At 73.5% G+C, this 18,317-nt stretch carries 17 protein-coding genes; 16 read left to right on the top strand and 1 reads right to left on the bottom strand.

What is annotated here, in order from left to right; all coding sequences use genetic code 11:
- The first annotated feature begins 62 nt into the window (after window positions 1-62).
- On the top strand, window positions 63-962 hold the full coding sequence (locus LUU90_RS07705) for a LysR family transcriptional regulator (protein WP_275002782.1): 900 nt from the start codon (window positions 63-65) through the stop codon (window positions 960-962).
- A gap of 9 nt (window positions 963-971) precedes the next feature.
- Complete coding sequence (locus LUU90_RS07700; RefSeq protein WP_275002781.1) at window positions 972-1,730, top strand: class I SAM-dependent methyltransferase; 759 nt, start codon at window positions 972-974, stop codon at window positions 1,728-1,730.
- On the opposite strand, the gene LUU90_RS07695 is transcribed toward LUU90_RS07700, so the two are convergent.
- Window positions 1,679-1,891 carry a zinc-binding dehydrogenase gene (locus LUU90_RS07695; RefSeq protein ID WP_275002780.1) on the bottom strand — a complete coding sequence of 71 codons (213 nt, stop codon included), beginning with the start codon at window positions 1,889-1,891 and terminating at the stop codon, window positions 1,679-1,681. The two genes, LUU90_RS07700 and LUU90_RS07695, sit on opposite strands and share 52 nt — an antisense overlap.
- 45 nt (window positions 1,892-1,936) lie before the next feature.
- Here LUU90_RS07695 and LUU90_RS07690 point away from each other — a divergent pair, with 45 nt between their 5' ends.
- The 14 genes from LUU90_RS07690 to LUU90_RS07625 all read left to right on the top strand — a co-directional run.
- Window positions 1,937-2,968, top strand: a complete 1,032-nt coding sequence (locus tag LUU90_RS07690; protein ID WP_275002778.1) for a CobW family GTP-binding protein — start codon at window positions 1,937-1,939, stop codon at window positions 2,966-2,968.
- Between the two features lie 49 nt (window positions 2,969-3,017).
- Entirely contained in the window at window positions 3,018-4,208 is a 1,191-nt protein-coding gene (locus LUU90_RS07685) for an MFS transporter (RefSeq protein ID WP_275003208.1), read from the top strand.
- 221 nt (window positions 4,209-4,429) lie between these two features.
- Window positions 4,430-5,497: a LacI family DNA-binding transcriptional regulator gene (locus LUU90_RS07680; protein ID WP_275002777.1), complete on the top strand. Its 1,068-nt coding sequence runs from the start codon at window positions 4,430-4,432 to the stop codon at window positions 5,495-5,497.
- Window positions 5,494-6,453 carry a carbohydrate ABC transporter permease gene (locus tag LUU90_RS07675; protein WP_275002776.1) on the top strand — a complete coding sequence of 320 codons (960 nt, stop codon included), beginning with the start codon at window positions 5,494-5,496 and terminating at the stop codon, window positions 6,451-6,453. The genes LUU90_RS07680 and LUU90_RS07675 overlap by 4 nt, the downstream gene beginning before the upstream one ends.
- A 4-nt stretch (window positions 6,454-6,457) precedes the next feature.
- Window positions 6,458-7,285, top strand: coding sequence for a carbohydrate ABC transporter permease (locus LUU90_RS07670; protein ID WP_275002775.1), 828 nt, complete (start codon window positions 6,458-6,460; stop codon window positions 7,283-7,285).
- A gap of 29 nt (window positions 7,286-7,314) precedes the next feature.
- Window positions 7,315-8,589, top strand: coding sequence for an ABC transporter substrate-binding protein (locus LUU90_RS07665; protein WP_275002774.1), 1,275 nt, complete (start codon window positions 7,315-7,317; stop codon window positions 8,587-8,589).
- A 63-nt stretch (window positions 8,590-8,652) separates the two neighbouring features.
- On the top strand, window positions 8,653-9,831 hold the full coding sequence (locus tag LUU90_RS07660) for an ADP-ribosylglycohydrolase family protein (RefSeq protein WP_275002773.1): 1,179 nt from the start codon (window positions 8,653-8,655) through the stop codon (window positions 9,829-9,831).
- A complete protein-coding gene (locus tag LUU90_RS07655) occupies window positions 9,828-11,210 on the top strand; it encodes an ADP-ribosylglycohydrolase family protein (RefSeq protein ID WP_275002772.1) in 1,383 nt (460 codons plus the stop codon). The genes LUU90_RS07660 and LUU90_RS07655 overlap by 4 nt, the downstream gene beginning before the upstream one ends.
- Window positions 11,207-12,130, top strand: a complete 924-nt coding sequence (locus tag LUU90_RS07650) for a ribokinase (protein WP_275002771.1) — start codon at window positions 11,207-11,209, stop codon at window positions 12,128-12,130. Before LUU90_RS07655 ends, LUU90_RS07650 begins: the two co-directional genes overlap by 4 nt.
- Before the next feature lie 10 nt (window positions 12,131-12,140).
- Window positions 12,141-14,204, top strand: coding sequence for an SUMF1/EgtB/PvdO family nonheme iron enzyme (locus tag LUU90_RS07645; protein ID WP_275002770.1), 2,064 nt, complete (start codon window positions 12,141-12,143; stop codon window positions 14,202-14,204).
- Window positions 14,201-15,409, top strand: a complete 1,209-nt coding sequence (locus tag LUU90_RS07640) for a CaiB/BaiF CoA transferase family protein (RefSeq protein ID WP_275002769.1) — start codon at window positions 14,201-14,203, stop codon at window positions 15,407-15,409. The genes LUU90_RS07645 and LUU90_RS07640 overlap by 4 nt, the downstream gene beginning before the upstream one ends.
- Window positions 15,406-16,230, top strand: a complete 825-nt coding sequence (locus LUU90_RS07635) for an HpcH/HpaI aldolase/citrate lyase family protein (protein ID WP_275002768.1) — start codon at window positions 15,406-15,408, stop codon at window positions 16,228-16,230. Before LUU90_RS07640 ends, LUU90_RS07635 begins: the two co-directional genes overlap by 4 nt.
- A 30-nt stretch (window positions 16,231-16,260) precedes the next feature.
- Window positions 16,261-16,845 (top strand): AAA family ATPase, encoded by a 585-nt coding sequence (locus LUU90_RS07630; RefSeq protein WP_275002767.1) that lies wholly within the window; start codon window positions 16,261-16,263, stop codon window positions 16,843-16,845.
- A 336-nt stretch (window positions 16,846-17,181) separates the two neighbouring features.
- Window positions 17,182-18,317, top strand: a 1,136-nt coding sequence (locus tag LUU90_RS07625; RefSeq protein WP_275003207.1) for an HNH endonuclease, incomplete at its 3' end; no start/stop codon positions are given.

The raw sequence follows: 18,317 nt of genomic DNA, 5'->3' as shown, positions 1-18,317 counted from the left end.
ATTCCACCAGCGACTCTTTCGCACTCAAGACATGCGCCTTGCGCATGCCTCATGATGGGGGCATGGCTGAGCTCACCGTCACGGCGCTGCGTGTGGTGCACGCCGTCGTCGGCACCGGATCCTTCACCGCGACGGCGGACCTGCTCGGGTACACCCAGTCGGCGGTCTCGCGCCAGGTGGCCGCCGCGGAGTCCGCGGTCGGCGTCCCGCTGTTCGTGCGGGGCGCGCGGGGCGTCCTGCCCACGCCCGCGGGAACCCTGGTCGCGCGCCGCGCCGCGACCGTGCTCAGCGAGCTCGACGCGGTCGGCAAGGACCTGGCCGGATTGGCTGACGGGCTCGGCGGCCGGGTGGTCCTCGGCGCGTTCCCGACGGCGATGTGGGTACTCGCACCCCGAGCGGTGGCGACGGTGCGGGAGCGGCATCCCGGGCTGACGGTCGACCTCCAGGAGGCGCCGACCCCGACCCAGCTGCGTCAGCTGCGGGCGGGGCGCATCGACGTGGCGGTGGTCGGCCTGGGTGCGGACCTGCCCGCGTACGACCTGGAGGGCCTGCGTCGCGACCACCTCGTGGACGGCCGATCCCACGTGGCGGTGCCCCGGGGGCACCGGTTCGCGGACCGGGCGCAGGTCCCGGTGGCGGAGCTGGCCGAGGAGGAGTGGATCATCGGCAAGGGGCTGCGGGGCGAGCCGCAGTTCGGGGCGTGGCCGACGCTGCTCGCGCCGAGGGTCGCGTACGCCGCCCGGGACTGGCACGCCCGCCTCGGCCTGGTGGCCGCGGGCCTCGGGATCACCACCCTGCCCGAGATCGCCGCGGGCGCCCTCCCCGCCGACGTCGTGACGGTCCAGGTCGACGATCCCGCGTGGCTCGGCCGAGCGGCGGTCGCCGTGACGCGGGCCGAGCGCCCCGCGGCCGTCGGAGTGGTGATCACGGTGCTCCGGGAGGTGGCGGAGGGGCTGCGTTAATCTCCGAACATGCAGCCGACCTACCCGGACGACCCCTGGTCCAGCGTCGCCGACGACTGGGGCCGGTACTGGGGCGACTTCGCGCGGCCGGTCTGGGAGCCGCTGCTGCGTGCCGCGGCGGTCGGCTCCGGCACCCGGGTGCTCGACGTCGGCTGCGGCACCGGCGAGCTGCTCGAACACCTCCAGGAGCGCGGCGCCCGGCCCAGCGGCGTCGACCCGGCGTCCCGGATGGTCGAGCTCGCGCGGGCCCGCGCCGTGGGCGTGGACGTGCGGGCCGGTGAGCTCGAGCGGCTCCCGTTCGACGACGACACCTTCGACGCCTTGCTCGCCGTGAACGCCTTCCAGTTCGCGGAGGACCAGGACCGGGCGCTCGCCGAGGCCGGACGGGTGCTGGCGCCGGGCGGCGTCCTCGGACTCGCAGGCTGGGCCGAGCGCGCACGGAACGACCTGGACGCGATCAACACCGCGCTCGCCGCGGCCGACGACGAGGACCCGCCGGAGGATGGCCCGCTGCGCGTCGAGGGAGGTCTCGCCGAGGTGTTCCGCGGTGCCGGCTGGGAGCTGCTCGACGGCGGCGTCGTGTCCGTCCCCTGGACCGCGCGGCACGACACCGACCTGGTGCGCGGGATCCTCTTCGGCGAGCGCGACGCGACGATCGCGGACCTCGCGCCGGTCGTCGTGGCCGCCGCCGCGCCGTACCGCAGGCCGGACGGCAGCTACCGGCTCGTGAATGCCTTCCGCTGGGCCGTGGCGCGCGGTCCGGCCTGATCCGCCTGGCCGTCGACGTCGATCACCACCTTGCCGAGGGCGTGGCCCTCGCCGTGGAAGGCCAGAGCCTGGGGCACCTCGTCGAGCGGGTACGTGCGGTCGATGTGGATGTCGGCGGCAAGGGTTCCGGCCGCCGGGGCTGCTGTGAGAACGGTTATCATCTACAGGCCGGCCGGAAAGGGCCGTCAATCATGGAGAGGGGCGCGATGAGCAGGCCTGTCGCGAGCGAGCGCGTTCCCGTGGTGACGCTGACCGGGCATCTCGGTGCCGGCAAGACGACGCTGCTCAACCACCTGCTGCAGCAGCCCGGCGCCCGCGTCGGCGTCGTGGTCAACGACTTCGGTGACGTCAACGTCGACGCCGGGCTGGTCACCGGCCAGATCGACGAACCGGCGGCCATCTCCGGCGGCTGCCTGTGCTGCCTGCCGGACGCCGGCGGGCTCGACGCCGCGCTCGAGAAGCTGACCCACCCGCGCCTGGCACTGGACGTCGTGATCGTCGAGGCCAGCGGCATCGCGGACCCCCTGACGCTGTCCCGCATGATCCGGTTCAGCGGCGTCGAACGGGTGCGGCCCGGGGGAGTGGTCGACGTCGTCGACGCCCTGGAGCACTTCGACACCGTGGACACCGGCGGCGACCCGCCCGCGCGGTACGCGGTGACGTCCCTCGTCGTCGTGAACAAGACGGACCGGCTGCCCGCCGGCCACGGCGAGCGGACGCTCGACCGCATCGAGGCCCGCGTGCACGAGCGCAACCCGGCAGCCCAGGTGGTGCGCACCTCGCACGGGCGCGTGGACCCCGCCCTGGTCTACGACGCCGCATTCGCGGAGGACCCGCCCGACCAGCTCCCGCTGGCGGCCCTGCTGCGCGACGGTCGTGCGCACGACCACGCGCACGCCGACGCCGTCACGGTCGCCGCGCCCGGCCCGATCAGCTCCGGGCGACTGGTCGACCTGCTCGAGGACCCACCGCCGGGGGCGTACCGGATCAAGGGCCGCGTCGTCGTCGACACCGGCCGGAGCCTGCGCGGCTACGTCGTCCACGTGGTGGGCCGGTCGGTGCACGTGACCAGCCGGCGCATCGGCGACGCCGACGGCTTCGGGGAGCTCGTCGCGATCGGCATGCACCTCGACGCCGACCAGGTGCGGGACCGGCTCGAACGGGTGCTGGCACCGTCCGACCGCCCGGACGCCCAGGGCTTCGCCCGCCTGCAGCGCTACCGGCGGCTCAGCGCCTGACCGCGGCGTGAGGCGGGCTTCCGGCTCTGTAGGGTGAATCCACGTGAGCATGCAGCCCGACCAGAACCTACCGATCATGCGAGTCCCCGGGATGCGGGCCCTGCTGGGGGTGTCGCTGCTCGGATTCGCCGGCTACGCGCTCCTGCTGCCGACGGCGCCCCTGTGGGCCACCCACGGCGGCGCGGACGAGGGTGGCGCCGGCCTCGTGAACGCCGTCCTCATGCTCGCCACCGTCGCCGTCCAGACGACCGTGCCCTGGGCGCTGCGCCACTGGGGCTGGCGCATCACGCTCGTCATCGGCGTGCTCCTGCTCGGCCTGCCCTCCTTCGCGCTCATGCTCACCGACCAGCTCGCCTGGATCCTTGCCGTCTCCGCGGTGCGTGGCGCGGGGTTCGCGGTCCTGACCGTATGCGGCGCGAGCGCCGTTGCCGAGCTGGTCGACGCCGCCCGGCGCGGACGCGCGATCGGCGTCTACGGGCTCGCGGTCGCCCTCCCGCAGCTGGTGCTCGTGCCGAGCGCCGCCTGGATCGCCGAGTCCGTCGACTTCCGGGTGGTGTTCGTGATCGGCGCGCTCCCGGCGCTCGCGGTGCCGTTCGCGGCGGCGCTGGGTCGCCGCCTCGACGCGGTCGCCCGGGACGGCCTCCACGCCGACGACGGCCCACGGCGCGGGCGCGGCCGGATCCTGCTGGCCCTCCTTCTGCCCTCGCTCGTGCTGCTCGCCGTCACGACCCCCGGCGGGGCGCTGCTGACCTTCGCCCCGCAGTTCCGGCACGGCGCGACGGTCGCGGTGCTGGGCCTGCTCGGGTTCACCGGGGCGGCGGCGCTGGCGCGCTGGCTCGTCGGCGGGCCCGCCGACCGGTTCGGGCCGCGCCGGTTCATCCCGCCGCTGCTCGTGCTCTGTGCCGGGGGCCTCGTCCTGTGCGCCTGGTCGCTGTCCGACGGCGGCCCCGGACCTGCCGTGCTGGTAGCAGGCATGACGGTCGTCGGTATCTCCTACGGGAGCCTGCAGAACCTGACCCTGGTCACGGCGTTCGCCGCAGTGCCCGACCGGGACCGCAGCGTGGCCAGCGCCGTCTGGAACATCGGGTTCGACACCGGCACCGGCCTGGGTTCGCTCGTGGTCGGCTTCATCGCCGCCGGCACCAGCTTCTCCGTCGGCCTGCTGACCACGGGGGCGCTGTGCCTGGTGGTCGCGGTGGTCGCGCTGGTGGGCGGCAGCGGCTCGAGGCCGCGCGCCTGACACCGCCGCGTCCGCCTGGTCGGCATTTCGTCAGGTGATCGGCAGTTGGGAATGCCGACCACCTGACCTTCTGCCGATCAGCCGGTGCTTGACGGTTCCTCCTCGGTGGTGCCAGACTCGGCCGCATCACCGGAAACGTTTCCAGTCTGATCCCAGTCGGAAACTGGAAACGTTTCCAGTTGATCTAGAACCGCCAGACCTCACGACGAAGTGGAGTGACAGTGTCGTCATCACGCGCCACCCTCATCCAGGTGGCGGAGCGCGCCGGGGTGTCGCTCGCGTCGACGTCGCGGGCGCTGCACGGCACCGGGGCGAGCTCGGCCATGGTGGAGCGGGTCCGCGCCGCCGCGGCCGAGCTGGGCTACAGCCCCGACGCGATCGGCCGGTCGCTGCGGATGAAGCGGACCTTCCAGGTCGCGTTCGCCGTCGCCGACATCGGTAACCCGGTCTACGTCGAGATGCTCACCGCCATCCACGAGGTGCTGGCGCCGCACGGGTACCGGGTGGTCGTCATGTCGACGGGTCACACCGTCGCCTCCACGGTCGACCTGGTCCGCAGCCTCGGCAGCGGGTTCGTGGACGGTCTCATCGTCAGCCCGCTGCGCACCGACGACGTGCTCGTCGAGGCGATCAAGGAGGCGCCGGTGCCCGTCGTGGTGATCGGCCGCTCGCTCGAGAGGCAGGGGATCGACTCCGTCTCCACCGACTCCACGGCCGGCATCGGCCAGGCCGTCGCCCACCTCGTAGAGATCGGCCGACGCCGCATCGGGTTCGTCAACGGGCCCCTGGACACCACGCCCGGAGCCGCGCGTCAGCGGGGGTTCGACGCCGCCACGAGCGCCCCGCTGTTCGCGGGAGACCACGCCGAGACCGAGCGGGCCGACGACTTCACCGTCGCCGCCGGGCTCGACGCCGCGCGCCGGTTGCTGTCCCGCGACCCGGCGGCCGGACCCTTCGACGCCGTCGTGGCCGCCAACGACCTGCTCGCCATCGGCGTCATCCGGGCCGCCGGGGAGCTGGGGCTGTCCGTGCCCCGCGACGTCGCCGTCACAGGTATGGACGACACCGAGATCGGCAGGGTCTTCCAGCCGAGCCTGACGAGCGTGTCCCTCGGCTCGTCCGAGCGTGGCCGCGCGGCAGCGCAGCTCGTCCTGGACCGGGTCGGCGACGTCGTCGGGCCCGCCCAGCAGATCGCCATCGGGCCGCACCTCGCCGTGCGTGAGTCCACGACCCCGCTGGTCGAGCCCGCCGAGACCCTGCCCGCTTCGAAGGAGAAGAGCGCACGATGACCGCCGTTACCTCGCCCCGGCCGCCGACGCCGGCGTCCCGGCCGGGTCGCCGCCGCGGCCCGAGCGGCCTGGACCGTGCCCGACGCCGGGAGGCGGCGGCGCTGGTGATGCCGTCCCTGCTGCCGATCCTGGTGCTGTCCGTCGCGCCGCTGCTCATGGGCGTGCTGCTGGCGTTCACCGACGCCGAGCTCGTGCGCCAGCCGGACTACCAGTTCGTCGGGGCCGACAACTTCACGCGCCTGGCCGGCAACTCGCTGTTCTGGGACTCGTTCCGCATCGGGATGACCTGGGCCATAGCGGTGACGCTGCTCCAGCTCGTCGCCGCACTGGGTCTCGCTCTGCTGCTCAACTCCGGGCTGCGGCTGCAGAGCCTCACCCGGGTGCTCGCGCTCATCCCCTGGGCGATGCCGCCCGTCGTCGTGGCGATCATGTGGAAGATGATCTACTCGCCCAACGCCGGGCCGCTCAACGCGTTCCTCGGCTCGCTGGGCCTGCCCGACGACATCAACTGGCTCGCCGACTTCTCGACCGCGCTGCCCGCCGTCATCGTCGTCGGCGTCTGGGTGGGCATGCCGCAGACCACCGTGACGCTCCTGGCCGGGCTGCAGCAGATCCCGCCCGAGCTCAACGAGGCTGCGTCGATGGACGGCGCCGGGGCCTGGCGCCGGTTCTGGGCGGTGACGATGCCGAGCCTGCGGCCGATCGTCACGTCGATCACGTCGCTGAACTTCATCTGGAACTTCAACTCGTTCTCCCTGGTCTACGTGTTGACCGAGGGCGGACCGGGCGGCCGCACCATGCTGCCGATGCTGTTCACCTACCTGGAGGCGTTCAAGAACCGCAACATCGGGTACGCGGCGGCGATGGGTGTCGTGCTCGTCGTCGTGGTGGTCCTCCTCCTCGCCGTCTACCTGCGGTCGCAGTTCCGCGACGACCGCGCCGAGAAGAAGGGCTGAGCCGATGCGCGTCCTCGTCCGCCCCGCCCAGTACGTGGCGCTGGCCTGCTACATCGTGTTCCTCGGCTTCCCGCTGCTGTGGCTGGTCTCGGCGTCGGTGAAGTCGTCCGCAGAGCTCAACTCGCTCGTCGTGAACCTCCTGCCGCAGGAGTGGCACTGGAACAACTACGCCGAGGCGCTCGCCCGGCAGGGCCTCGTGAGCTCGGCGGGGAACAGCGCGATCGTGGCCCTCGTGTCCACGGCGCTCGTCATCCTCATCGCGCTGCCCGCGTCCTACGTGCTGGCGCGGCTCAAGGGCGCGATCCGCGCGGCCGGCGTCGGCTGGATCCTCGTGAGCCAGGTGTTCCCGGTGATCCTGGTGGTGCTGCCGCTGTTCCTCATCCTGCGGACCATCGGCCTGACGGACAGCCTGCTCGGGCTGATCCTCGTGCACACCACCTACACGATGCCGTTCGCGCTGTGGATGCTGCAGGGCTACGTGGCCGCCATCCCCGTGGACCTCGAGGAGGCCGGGGCGATGGACGGCGGCAGCCGCCTGGTCGTGCTGCGCCGGATCGTCTTCCCGCTGCTGGCCCCGGGCGTCGTGGCGACGGCGATGTTCAGCTTCGTGTCCTCCTGGAACGAGTTCTTCTTCGCCCTCGTCCTGCTCCAGTCGCCCGAGAACTACACCCTGCCCATCACGTTGTCGACGTTCATCGGCGGCGAGGGCAAGGTCGCGCTCGGCCCGCTCGCGGCGGGCTCCGTGCTCGCCGCGATCCCCAGCATCGTCTTCTTCTCGATCATGCAGAAGAAGCTCACCGGAGGCCTCCTGGCCGGGGCGGTCAAGGGATGACCGCCCACCCCTCTCCGAAAGGCAGACTCATGAAGACTCGTGGAGTGTCCATCGCCGCATGCCTCACGATCACGACCGCGCTGCTCGCATCCTGCGGCAGCGGGGACGCGGGCGACGACGGCCCGGTGACGCTGAAGTTCCAGGCACTGTCGGACCAGCCGGCCGCCATCGCGGCGACGGAGTCGATCGTCGAGGACTGGAACGCGGAGCACCCCGACGTGCAGGTCGAGATCGTCCCGGCGGGCTGGGACGGCGTCTACGACAAGCTGATCACCCAGTTCAACGGCGGCGCCGCGCCCGACGTCATCCACTACGAGGCCGCGAGCATCGTGTCCTTCGCGCGGGACGGCTACCTCGCCGACCTCACCGACCTCATGTCGGACGAGCGCCGCGCGGACATCCCCGAGGGCATCCTCGACTCGGTGACCGTCGACGACCAGGTGATCGCCTACCCGACCGAGCTCCAGTCGTACGTGGTCTTCGCGAACCGCACCCTCCTGGAGGACGCCGGCGTGGAGGTCCCGACCGGCGACACCATGACGTGGGACGAGCTGCGCGAGATCGCCAGGGCCACCACGAAGGGCGACGTCTACGGCCTCGGCTGGGGCCTGTCGAGCCCCACCGCCGCGTTCATGTCGCTGGCCCCCGGGTTCGGCGGCACCTACATGGAGGGCACCGGCGAGGACGTCACACTGACCGTCGGCGAGGGCGAGATGGCCCTGCCGGAGCTCGTGCACGACATGGCGTACGAGGACAGGTCGATCCTGCCGGTCACCATGACGCAGTCGGGTTCCGAGGCCATCGCCTCGTTCTACGCGGGGCAGACGGCGATGACCGTGCAGGGCTCCTACCAGGCCGCCAACATCGCCAAGGACGCGCCGAAGGACTTCGACTGGGTGGCGCTGCCGCCGCTCGCCGGTCCGGAAGGACCGCAGCAGGCGGCCAACCCGCAGACGCTGTCGGTCAACATCGACTCAAGCCACGTCGAGGAGTCCGCCGAGTTCATCGAGTTCTTCACGCAGACGGAGAACCTGGCGGCGCTCAACGAGGCGGACGCGCTGATCCCGGCGACGACGTCGGCCCAGGAGGCCCTGACCGAGAAGCTCGGCGACGAGAACGGCTGGAGCACGATCCTCGCCTCCGGCCAGAACTTCACCGCCGCGCCGTACCTGTTCGCCGACTCCTACGCGCAGTGGAAGGACACGGTGGCCACGCCCGCCTACCAGCGCTACCTGGCACAGGAGACCGACGAGGCGGAGCTCGCCGAGCAGCTCACGAGCGGCTGGGACGAGATCACGCAGTGACCGCACGACGAGCGCAGTGACCGCGCGACGAGCACAGTGACCGAACGACGAAGGAGCGCAACCGTGAGCTGGTTAGAGGACCGGTCGGTGGCCGTGATCACCGGTGCCGCCGTGGGGGACGCCCTCGGTGGCGCCACCGAGGGCTGGACACCGGCTGCCATCGAGGAACGGCACGGGGGCCGCGTACGCGGCATCGTCGGGCCCTGGTACCCGAACTGGCAGGACGCGCGCCCTATCGCGCCGTACCACAAGGGCGACGGGCACATCACCGACGACACCCTCATGACCAGGGCACTCGTCGAGGTGTACGCGAAGCGCCGGGAGCACCTCGACGCGTACGCGATGGCCGAGGACCTGGTGCCGCTCATGATCGGCGAGCCCCGCTGGATCCCCGAGCTCGAGTCGACGGCGCTGCTGCTCCAGCGGGTGTTCCTCGCCGAGAAGTGGCTGGTGGCCCGGCTGCACTACGGGCACGTGGACCCTCGGGAGGCGGGCGTCGGCAACGTCGTCAACTGCGGCGCCGCCATGTACGTGGCGCCCGTCGGACTCGTGAACGCGGGCGACCCGCGCGGCGCGTACGCCGAGGCGATCGACCTCACGGGCGCCCACCAGTCCAGCTACGGGCGGGAGGCGGCGGGCGTGTTCGCGGCGATGGTCGCGGCGTCGGTCGCCCCGGGCGCCACGCTCGACGACGTCGTCACCGCGGCGCTCGACGTGGCGCACGACGGCACCGCGGCGGCGCTCCGCGCGGTCGTGGACGCGGTCTCGACCGGCTCGACCAGCGGGCGCGCGCCGGCGACCGACGACGAGGAGCGCGAGCTGGCGCGCGTCGTCCGGGAAGCGGTGGCGCCCTACGACTCGGTGGGACCGGAATATCGGCAGATGTCGATGGACGCTCGCCGCCCGTCGCGCACCAAGTCGATCGAGGAGCTGCCGGTCGCCCTCGGGCTCCTGCTCGCGCACCGTGGTGACTACCGCGGCGCCGTGCTCGCCGCCGTCAACTACGGGCGCGACGCCGACTCGATCGCCGTCATGGCGGGTGCCGTCGCGGCAGGGCTCGGTGGGAGCGGCGTCGTGCCCGCCGAGTGGCTCGACGAGATCGAGGCCGCGAGCAAGATGGACATCCGGGAGACCGGGCGGCTCATGGCATCGGCCGCCGCCGACATCCTCCGCACGGACCGCGAGCGGGCGCTGGGCCGCCTGGCCGCGCTGGACGCCGTCGGGGCGGGTGAGCCCGCGTGAGGCTGACCTGGGCCCAGCCCGAGGATCTGCTGACGCACGAGCTCGTGCAGTCGGCGGCCGAGGGCAAGGACGTGACCGGCGTCCGCGACCGCTGGGTAGTGGCCGGCGGCGACCCGACACCCGCGGTGAGCGGCGCCGGGCCGGTCCCCGCGACGCCCGAGCTCCGTGCCCTGGCGCGGCTGCTGCTGGCGGAGCTGGAGGCCCGGCCCGCGCCGTCGGCCCCGGAGGAACCGGACCGCTGGGACGAGATCCTCGCCCTGCTGCCGCCGGCTCCGGACCTGCCGCGGCGGCCGTCCGGACCGGACGGCCCCGACACCGCGTACGCCGCGCGCGTGCGGGGCGCCTGGACCGGCCGTGCGGCCGGCTGCCTGCTCGGCAAGCCCGTGGAGAAGATCCCGCGGGAGGGCATCGAGGAGATCCTGCGGTCGACCGGCCGGTGGCCCCTCGAGCGGTACTTCACCGCGGTGGGCCTGGCCGACGACGTCGCGGCGCGCTGGCCCTGGAACCGCCGGTCGGCACCGACGTCGCTGGAGGAGAACATCGACGGGATGCCCGAGGACGACGACCTGAACTACCCGATCCTCGCGCTCGCCCTCCTGGAGCGGCACGGCCGGGGGTTCACCACGGACGACGTCGCGCAGCTCTGGCTCGACAACCTGCCCGCCGGACGCACCTTCACCGCCGAACGCGCGGCCTACCGGAACATCCTGGACGCGCGCCCTGTCCCCGAGACGGCGACGCACGACAACCCGTTCCGCGAGTGGATCGGCGCGCTGATCCGGACCGACCTGTTCGGCTGGGTCTCGCCCGGTGACGTCCGCGAGGCGGCCCGGCTCGCCTGGGCCGACGCCCGGCTCAGCCACACCCGCAACGGCACCTACGGCGCCCAGTGGGCCGCGGGCCTCACCGCGGCGGCCATGGTGTGCGACGGCGTGGAGGACGTGCTCGACGCCGCGGGCGCCGTCGTGCCCCCGGGCAGCCGGCTGGCCGCCGCCGTGCGGCTGGGGCGCTCGCTGGGACGCGAGTGCGACGGGAGCGAGGCGGGCGTGCGCGCCGGCCTGGACCGGATCCACGCCGAGTACGGGCACCTGCACTGGGTGCACGTGCTGAACAACGCGGCGGTCATCGCGTTCGCGCTCAGCGCCGGCCGCGGCGAGTTCGGGCCCAGCGTCTCCATCGCCGTCACCGCCGGGTGGGACACCGACTCGGCGGCGGCGACCGTGGGCGGCGTCGTCGGGGCGCTGCGCTCCGGTGACATCGGGGAGCGGTGGATCGGACCCCTGCACGGACGGATCGCGACATCGCTGCCGGGCGGGGAGCAGCACATCGCCGACCTCGCGGCGCGCACCGTGGCACTGGTCGCCGGGGGCGGCGCATGAGCGCCGGCCGTGTCGTGGTCGTGGGGTCGGCGAACGTCGACCTCGTCATCGACGTGCCGCGGCACCCCGCGGGCGGCGAGACCATCCTGGGCGGCGACCTGCGCCGCACGCCCGGCGGCAAGGGCGCGAACCAGGCCGTCGCCGCGGCCCGGGCCGGGGGAGCGGACACCACGTTCGTCGGGGCGCTCGGTCGGGACGAGTCGGGAGACCTGCTGCTCGGTTCGCTGGCGGGAGCCGGCGTGCGGACGGACGTCGTCGAGCGGGTCGACAGCCCGACCGGGACCGCACTGATCACGGTGTCGCCCGACGGCGAGAACACGATAGTCGTCGCGCCCGGGGCCAACTCGCACGTGCGGGTCGGTACCGCGCAGACCGAGCGGATCGCCGCCGCCGACGTCGTGCTGGCCCAGCTCGAGATCCCCCTGGGCGCGGTCGTCGCGGCCGCCGGAGCGCGCCGCGCCGGGGCCCTGTTCGTGCTCAACGCCGCGCCCTCGCGCGAGCTGCCCGACGAGGTGTGGGAACAGCTCGACGTGCTCGTGGTCAACGAGCACGAGGCCGCGGACCTGGTGGGCGGGTCCACGTCCGCCGAGCCGGAGTCGCTCGCGGCCGCGCTGCTGGCCCGGGTGTCCGCCGTGGTGATCACGCTCGGCGCGCTGGGCAGCCTGGTCGCGGAGCGCGACGTCCCCGCCGTCCGCGTCCCGGCGGCCCAGGTCGAGGCGGTCGACACGACCGGTGCGGGCGACACCTACTGCGGCGTCCTGGCGGCCGCCCTTGCCCGCGGCGTCGACCTCGCCGAGGCCGCCCGGCTCGCGGGGGCCGCGGGAGCCCTCGCTGTCACGCGGCCGGGGGCGCAGGACGCCGTGCCCGACGCCGGCGCCGTCACCGCGCTGGCCGCCGCGCTGAGCCGGCCGAAGAACTGAGAGAGGCATCATGAGCTACACGTTCGACCCCCTCGTCCCGCGGCCGATCGACCGGCCGACCGAGGTCGTGCCCGGGGACCTGACCCCCGAGCGGAGCGCGGCGCTCGACGAGGCCAAGATCTTCTCCGGGCCGGCGGAACCCGCCGACCGGCCCGCCTGGCGCGAGACGCTGCGGGCCTGGCGGGCGGACGCGCGCGCACGGCACGGCTACACGGGCGCTGCCTACGCCCGGCCCGAGGCCGCGTGGGCCGCCCGGTGCAGCACGGTGGCGCAGGTGTGGCTCTGGGACGAGCTGCTCTACTCGTTCGAGGAGGGGCGGTTCACGCCCGGCCGGTTCCTCGCCGACGCCCGCGAGCGGTTCGGTGGGCTCGACGCCGTGGTGCTGTGGCACGCGTACCCGGTGATCGGTCTGGACGACCGCAACCAGTGGGACTTCTACCGCGACGTGCCCGGCCTGACGGGCCCGGACGGTCTCGTGGCGGCGCTGCACGACGCCGGCCTGCACGTGTTCGTCGACTACAACCCGTGGGACGTCGGCACCCGCCGCGGCGCCGACGACCTCACCGAGCTGGCTGCCGTGGTCGCCGAGCTGGGGGCGGACGGCGTCTTCCTGGACACGCTGAAGAAGGCGGAGCCGGAGCTGGTCGCGCGGCTGGAGGCGGCGCGCCCCGGGATCGTCCTGGAGGGCGAGTCGAAGCTTCCGGTCGAGCGCATCGAGGACCACTCGTCGTCGTGGGCGCAGTTCTTCGCCGACTCGCCGGTGCCGGGCGTGCTGCGTGCGCACTGGTACGAGCGCCGGCACATGCAGCACCACGTGCGCCGCTGGCACCGTGACCACACCGAGGAGCTGCAGTCCGCGTGGCTCAACGGGGTGGGCGTCATGGTGTGGGAGGTCGTGTTCGGGGTGTGGGTCGGCTGGTCCCGGCGGGACGCGGCGACCGTGCGCCGGCTGGTGACCGTGCAGCGGGCGGCCGGCAACCTGCTGCTCGACGGCGAGTGGACGCCGCTCGCCGAGCTCGCCCCCGAGGCCGAGGCCGCCGGCGTGTACGCCTCCCGGTGGGAGCTCGACGGCGTGACCCTCTGGACCCTGGTGAACCGGGGCGACACCGACCACACCGGTCCGGTGCTGGCACCCGGCGCGCCCGAACGGTCGGCGGGGCGGCTGGTCGCGCTCACCGGCGGGCCGGACGCGCCGGGCGCCGCGGACGTCGTCGTGCCCGGGCGGGGGATCGCCGCGCTGCTGCACCTGGCCCCGGACACCGAGGAGCCGGCGTGGCTGCCGGGCCTGCTCGACGCCCTCGCCGACGCGCCGCACGACGCCGACGCACGGTTCCCGCACCGGCTCGCCCGCCGCCTCGGGCCCACCGACGCGCCGGACGAGCGGGGCACCGGTTCGCCGGACGGCGTCGTCGTCGTCGTGCCGGAAGGCCCCTATGTGCTGACCGTGCGCCACCGCGCCCGGGAGACCGGGATGTACCAGGGCGCGCCGTACGTCGACGAGTGGAAGCCGCTCCCGCCGCGCCTCCACGACGCGCGGACGCTGCAGCGCGACGGCGTGCTCGCCGCGCCGGTCGCCGTCGCGGCACGCGAGGTGACGAACGCGCAGTTCGCCGAGTTCCTCGACGCCACGGACCACGCGCCCGCCGAGTCGCACCGGTTCCTGGCGCACTGGGCCGACGGCCGCCCCGCCGCCGGTACCGAGGACCACCCGGTGACCTTCGTGGACCTCGACGACGCCCGCGCGTACTGCGCGTGGCGCGGCGGGCGGCTCCCCACCGAGGACGAGTGGCAGCTCGCGGGCGAGGCCCGGCCCGCGCTGTTCGGGGTGGACCGCCCCGGCCCCGCCGTCTGGAGCTGGACCGAGAGCGAGCACAGCGACGGCCGCACCCGGTTCGTCATGCTCAAGGGCGGCAGCGACTACCGCGCCGAGGACTCGGACTGGTACGTCGAGGGCGGGCGACACGCCCCCGACTACGCGGTGAAGCTCCTCCTGCCGGGCCTCGGCCTGGCCCGGAGCGCGACCGTCGGGTTCCGCTGCGCGTGGGACCTGGACGCCGCGGGGGCCGCCCGATGACCGTCTCCCGCGATCCCGCCGTCGGCGCCCTGGCCGGGCTCCGCGTCGTGGACGCGTCCACACTGTTCGCCGGGCCGATGGCGGCCATGCACCTGGGCGACCTGGGCGCCTCGGTGATCAAGGTGGAGCACCCGACCCGGCCTGACCCGTCGCGCACGCACGGGGCCGCGAAGGACGGCGTCAACCTCTGGTGGAAGACCCTCGGGCGCAACAAGCGCACCGTGACGGCGAACCTCGGTTCGCCCGGCGGGCGCGAGGTGTTCCTGGCGCTGGCCGAGCGGGCGGACGTGGTGATCGAGAACTTCCGGCCCGGCACGCTCGAACGCTGGGGCCTGGGCTACGAGGAGCTGTCCGCCCACAACCCGGGGCTCGTGCTCGCCCGGGTCTCGGGGTTCGGCCAGGTCGGGCCCTACCGCACGCGCCCGGGGTTCGGCACGCTCGCCGAGGCGATGAGCGGGTTCGCCGCGATGACCGGTGAGCCTGACGGCCCGCCCACCCTGCCGCCCTTCGGCCTGGCCGACGGCGTCGCGTCGCTCGCCACGGCGTTCGCCATCATGACCGCACTGTCGGTGCGTGAGCGCACGGGGCAGGGGCAGGTCGTGGACACGGCGATCGTGGAGCCCATCCTGGCGATGCTCGGCCCGCAGATCACGCGCTGGGACCAGCTGCGCACCACGCAGCCCCGCACGGGCAACCGGTCCAGCAACAACGCGCCCCGCAACACGTACCGCACGAGCGACGGGCACTGGGTCGCCGTCTCCACGTCCGCGCAGTCGATCGCCGAGCGGGTGGTGCGGCTCGTGGGCCGGCCCGACCTGGTCGACGAGCCGTGGTTCGCGCGCGGCGTCGACCGGGCGCGGCACGCGGACGAGCTCGACGAGGCGGTCGGAAGCTGGATCGGGCTCCGGACACGGGACGAGGTGGTCGCGGCGTTCGAGGCGGCCCAGGCCGCCGTCGCCCCCGTCTACGACGCCCGCGACATCGTCGAGGACCCGCAGTTCCAGGCGCTGGGCACCCTCCACGAGATCGACGACCCCGAGCTGGGACCGATGCTGATGCAAGGGCCGCTGTTCCGGCTCTCCGAGAACGACGGCGTCATCCAGTTCACCGGCCGCCCGCACGGCGCGGACACGGATCGCGTGCTCGACGAGCTGGGGTTCTCGCCCGAGCGGATCGCCGAGCTGCGGGAGGAGGGGGCGGTATGACGCCGCTGACCCTGCTGTACGTGCCGGCCGACCGGCCCGACCGCGTGACCAAGGCCCTGGCCTCGCCGGCCGACGTCGTGCTCGTCGACCTGGAGGACGCCGTCGCGCCCTCGCGCAAGGCGGAGGCACGCGAGAACGCGGCGGAGCTGCTCGCTCGTGGGCCCGGGGGCCGGGCGGTCCAGGTGCGGATCAATCACGCGAGCACGCCGTGGCACGCCGACGACGTCGCTCTGGTCGCCTCCCTGCCCGCCCAGGTCGGCGCGCGCATACCCAAGGTCGAGTCCGCCGACGAGGTGCGGGCGCTCGCCGCCGCGCTGCCCGGGCGGCCACTGCACCTCCTGGTCGAGTCGGCGCTCGGCGTCGAGCGCGCCTTCGAGCTGGCGACCGCGTCGCCGCAGGTCGCGTCGCTGGGGCTGGGGGAGGCGGACCTCCGCTCCGACCTGCGGGTCGACGGCGACGAGGGGCTCACCTGGGCGCGCGGCCGCGTCGTCGTCGCGGCCCGGGCCGCACATCTGCCCCCGCCGCACATGTCGGCATACACGAACGTGCGGGACCTCGACGGGCTCGCGGACTCCTGCCGTGCCGGTCGTGCGCTCGGCTTCTGCGGGCGGACGGCGATCCACCCGCGGCAGCTCGACACGATCCGGGCCGCCTTTCTGCCTTCCGCGTCGGAGGTGGCGGTGGCTCAGGAGGTTCTGGCGCGGGTGGGGGACGCCGCGACCGAGGGTGTGGGCGCCGTCGCGCTGGAGGACGGGACGTTCCTCGACGTCGCGATGGTGGAGCGGGCGCGGTGGGTGCTGGGGCTGCTGGGCGCCGGTTAAGGGCTTGCCGCGCCCTGCGAGGCTGGCGTCGTGACTGATCAGGAAACGATGGCCGGTTGCCTGTTGATCACCGGCACGCCGGGCGCCGGGAAGACCACCGTCTCGCAGCTGGTGGCCGAGCGGCTGCCACGTGCCGCGCGGGTCGACGGGGACGTGTTCGGGATCATGGTCGTCAGCGGCCGCGCGAACATGATCGACGAGGAAGGCCGCTGGAATCCCGGGCACGAGGGGCAGCGCCAGCTGCGGCTCCGGATGGTGAACCTGTGCTCCGTGGCCGCCAACTTCGCCGAGGCCGGGTTCACGCCGGTCGCCGACACGGTCGTCGAGACGCGGGAAGAGCTGAGGTTCATCGCCGGGCTGTTGCGGGTGCGGCCGCTCATGCTCGTGGTGCTGTGCCCGCCCCTGGAGGTGGCGCGGTACCGGAACGCGACGCGTGCGCCCGATACGCGCGTGGACTACGACGTCGCTCCCTTGGCGCGGAACCAGCGGCGGGAGCTCGGGGATCTCGGGTGGTGGCTGGACTCCGGGGAGCAGACGCCCGAGGAGACCGCCGACCTGATCGTGGCGGAGGCCGCTCGGCGGGCCGTGGTGCCGGAGGCGGTGCTGCGGGCGTAGGGCGGTGGCCTCGGGGTGGTGTTCGCTGGGTGTGGCGTTCGTGGTGTCGTTCGCTGGGTGCTGGGTGCTGGGTGCTGGGTGCTGGGTGCTGGGTGCTGGGTGCCCGGGCCTCGTGCCTGTCCGTTCTGCTGTGGGCGGAGAGGGCTTGTCTGACGAGCGATGCGAACAGGTGTGCGATAGGTTGATGGCATGACACCAGCCGGAGGTGCACCTGGGGCGGGCGAACTGCCCGCCGGCTCGGTGCTGCCCCCGGCCGGCGACGGAGCCGTCTCCGGGGGCGTTCCTGCGGTGGTGCGAGCGGCTGATGTGCGGGCTGTGCGGGAGTACCTGGCCGGGATGATCCTGCCAGGGGCTACCGACATCGACATCGACACTGGCGTGGGTGCCGGCTCCGGCTCCGGCGGGCTGACGTCGCGGCGGGTGCAGGCGGAGTGGGTGGATCTGCTCGGTGAGCTGGAGGCGGTGAAGAACACGATCGCTGCGGTGCAGGGCCGGTTGGCGGTCGCGTTGGACGAGGCGACCAAGGCCGACGAGGCTGTGCAGGGTCTGCGGGTGGAGCGGCGTGGTCGTGGTGTGCCGAATCAGGTCGGTGCGGCGCTGCGGGTCAGCCCGCACGCGGGCGGCTCGTTCCTGGGTGTGGCGCGGGTGTGGGTCACGCAGATGCCGCATACCTTCGACGCCTTGCGTACGGGGGTCCTGTCGCAGTGGCGTGCCACGTTGTTGGTGCGGGAGACGTCGCATCTGGGTGTGGAGGACCGGGCGCGGATCGATGAAGAGCTCTGCGGTCCCGCGCACCGGGCAATGTTGGCGTCGATGGGGACGCGTCGATTGGTCGCGCGGATCAAGGAGCTCGCCAGCGAGCTGGACGTGCACGCGTGTGTGAAGCGGAACGCGAAAGCGGTGGGTGAGCGGTGTGTCTCGGTGCGTCCGGCACCGGACCTGATGGTGTACCTGACCGCGTTGGTGCCTATGCAGCAGGGTGTCCAGGCTTACGCGCAGCTGAAGAAGCACGCCGAAGTGGCCAAAGCTGCGGGTGACGACCGGGGCACCGGGCAGATCATGGCCGACACCCTGATCGAACGAGTCACCGGCCGTGGGCCGGGTCATGCTGACGACGTCCCGGTCACGCTCAATCTGCTGGTCTCCGACCAGACACTGCTGACCGGTGGTGACCAGCCCGGGGTCGTCGTCGAGGGCATGCCTTCGGGCGCGGGCGTCGCCCCGGCCCCGGTGGCCCGGAATCTGGCCGCACACGGGATCGACGCCGATGCGGCCTGGCTGCGTGCGATCTACGTCGACCCGCACGGTCGGTTGCTGGCGACGACGTCGAGGGCGCGGTTCCATCCACCGGGTCTGGCGGATCTGTTGCGTGCCCGGGAGCAGGGGATCTGTGCCACGTCGTGGTGCGACGCCCCGGTACGGCACATCGACCACATCACGCCGCATGCCGAGGGCGGTGTGACCAGTTTGGA

Origin of the sequence: Promicromonospora iranensis, from assembly GCF_028994775.1 — a bacterium.
Classification (GTDB): Bacteria; Actinomycetota; Actinomycetes; order Actinomycetales; family Cellulomonadaceae; genus Promicromonospora; species Promicromonospora iranensis_A.
Note: the sequence above shows the minus strand (reverse complement) of the source record. Positions and strands in the feature narration are given on the sequence as shown.

Excerpts from the sequence above, each read along its gene's own strand:
- LUU90_RS07650 (WP_275002771.1), top strand. The coding sequence starts at position 11,207 with ATGAGCGCCGGCCGTGTCGTGGTCGTGGGGTCGGCGAACGTCGACCTC.
- LUU90_RS07690 (WP_275002778.1), top strand. The coding sequence starts at position 1,937 with ATGAGCAGGCCTGTCGCGAGCGAGCGCGTTCCCGTGGTGACGCTGACC.
- LUU90_RS07665 (WP_275002774.1), top strand. The coding sequence starts at position 7,315 with ATGAAGACTCGTGGAGTGTCCATCGCCGCATGCCTCACGATCACGACC.
- LUU90_RS07700 (WP_275002781.1), top strand. The coding sequence starts at position 972 with ATGCAGCCGACCTACCCGGACGACCCCTGGTCCAGCGTCGCCGACGAC.
- LUU90_RS07635 (WP_275002768.1), top strand. The coding sequence starts at position 15,406 with ATGACGCCGCTGACCCTGCTGTACGTGCCGGCCGACCGGCCCGACCGC.
- LUU90_RS07640 (WP_275002769.1), top strand. The coding sequence starts at position 14,201 with ATGACCGTCTCCCGCGATCCCGCCGTCGGCGCCCTGGCCGGGCTCCGC.
- LUU90_RS07695 (WP_275002780.1), bottom strand. The coding sequence starts at position 1,891 with ATGATAACCGTTCTCACAGCAGCCCCGGCGGCCGGAACCCTTGCCGCC.
- LUU90_RS07685 (WP_275003208.1), top strand. The coding sequence starts at position 3,018 with ATGCAGCCCGACCAGAACCTACCGATCATGCGAGTCCCCGGGATGCGG.
- LUU90_RS07670 (WP_275002775.1), top strand. The coding sequence starts at position 6,458 with ATGCGCGTCCTCGTCCGCCCCGCCCAGTACGTGGCGCTGGCCTGCTAC.
- LUU90_RS07705 (WP_275002782.1), top strand. The coding sequence starts at position 63 with ATGGCTGAGCTCACCGTCACGGCGCTGCGTGTGGTGCACGCCGTCGTC.
- LUU90_RS07675 (WP_275002776.1), top strand. The coding sequence starts at position 5,494 with ATGACCGCCGTTACCTCGCCCCGGCCGCCGACGCCGGCGTCCCGGCCG.
- LUU90_RS07645 (WP_275002770.1), top strand. The coding sequence starts at position 12,141 with ATGAGCTACACGTTCGACCCCCTCGTCCCGCGGCCGATCGACCGGCCG.